A 1665-nucleotide genomic window follows, 5' to 3' on the forward strand; every position below is an offset into this window, starting at 1 on the left:
GTGGGAAAAATTCATACCCCAAATTTATTTAAAAACCTGCTAAAAAGTCTTGACTTTTGTTAGCAGGTTTTTATGCCCTCATGTTACGCAGTAGGGGCGAAAAAAGCCTTGCTATATGCGGCTTTGCGGGCGCGGTTTTGCCGGGGACAGGGTTTTATACCTAACCCCGGCAAAATGGCGTTCTATCGCGTAACAAATCCACAACCAAAGGAGTGATGAAGCTATGGCAGTTTTCCGAGTGGAGCGCAACAAGGGCTATACCGTTATGAGCAACCACCATTTACGCAACAAGGAACTGACCTTAAAGGCAAAAGGGCTTTTGTCGCAAATGCTTTCCCTGCCCGAAGATTGGGACTACACCCTTGCGGGGCTGTCACAGATCAACCGGGAAAGTATCGACGCTATCCGTACCGCCGTATGGGAGCTGGAAAAAGCCGGGTATATCAAGCGGCGGCAGGGACGGGACGAGAAAGGCAAAATGACCGCCATTGAATACACCATATACGAGCAGCCCCAGCCGCCGGACGACACCCCGCCAGGATTGGATAAACCGATATTGGAAAATCCAACACCGGGCAATCCGATATTGGAAAATCCGATACCGGGTAAACCGACGACGGAAAATCCAATGCAATTAAATAAAGATATACAAAGAACTGACTTACCAACAAAAGAAAAAAGAAATACAGATTTACAAAGTACCTATTCCATTCCTATCCATTCCCCTAACCCCTCTCCTTTGGAGCAGAAAGCGGCTACGCCACCGGAACGGAAACGAAAGGAAGCGGACGCACAGACAGCTTTTGAGATTTACCGGGAGATCATCAAGGACAATATCTCCTATAAGGTATTGGGGAAAACCGTATGCGAGAACTACAAGACCAAAAGCACCCGCAAGACCGCGCCGGAGGAACAGCACGTTTTTGAGGGCGCAATCCCCGCCATTGTGGACGGGGAAACGTGGCAGACCGTACAGAAGATACGGGAAACCGTGCGCCGCGCCCCGAAGCGGCAGAACGCCCCTAACCGCTTGACCGGGCTTCTCTACTGCGCCGACTGCGGCTCAAAACTCACACACCGCTACAACCTTGTGCAAGGGAAATGGATTGAGGACGCTTTTGTCTGCTCCGGCTACCGCCAGCTTACCCACAATTCCAAAAGACAGCCAGTTATACACATTACCACGAATGCCGACTACCACGGAATCCCACCCCTATCTTTTTATAAATTCTTAAATTTCTTTTAGGGTATTGCATTATCACCTATGAAGTGTTAATATAAATATATACCTACAAAACGTTAAGATAAAAAGGAGGACAATATGGCACAGCAAATTTCTGAATCCGAACTGGTACTAATGAAAATCATCTGGAAGAATGGAGGGGCGGCTTTATACTCCCTCATCATGGAGGAATTGGAAAAAGACAAAAACGAATGGAAGAACAACACCGTACTCACTCTGCTTTCCCGTCTGGGCGAAAAAAAGTTCTTGAAAGTCAAAAAAATCGGCAGGAAGAATGAATATGTGGCTACGGTAACAGAAGCAGAATACCAGACCATGCAGACCCACAGCTTTCTTGATAAAGTCTACGGCGGGAATGTGAAAAACTTAGTATCAACCTTGTTGCGGCAGGATATTCTTTCGGCAGATGAATTGAAAGAGAT

General features: G+C 47.1%; 2 protein-coding genes. Both read left to right on the plus strand.

Annotated features, from left to right (window positions below):
* Positions 1-223: 223 nt before the first annotated feature.
* Positions 224-1246 carry a DUF6017 domain-containing protein gene (locus tag D7Y06_RS24965; RefSeq protein WP_120410164.1) on the plus strand — a complete coding sequence of 341 codons (1023 nt, stop codon included), beginning with the start codon at positions 224-226 and terminating at the stop codon, positions 1244-1246.
* A gap of 75 nt (positions 1247-1321) precedes the next feature.
* On the plus strand, positions 1322-1665 hold a 344-nt coding region (locus D7Y06_RS24970), incomplete at its 3' end, for a BlaI/MecI/CopY family transcriptional regulator (RefSeq protein ID WP_147415785.1).

Source organism: Roseburia sp. 1XD42-69 (assembly GCF_003612565.1).
GTDB lineage: Bacteria > Bacillota > Clostridia > Lachnospirales > Lachnospiraceae > Roseburia_B.

Coding starts and splice junctions, on each gene's coding strand:
- D7Y06_RS24965 (WP_120410164.1), top strand. CDS start 224: ATGGCAGTTTTCCGAGTGGAGCGCAACAAGGGCTATACCGTTATGAGC.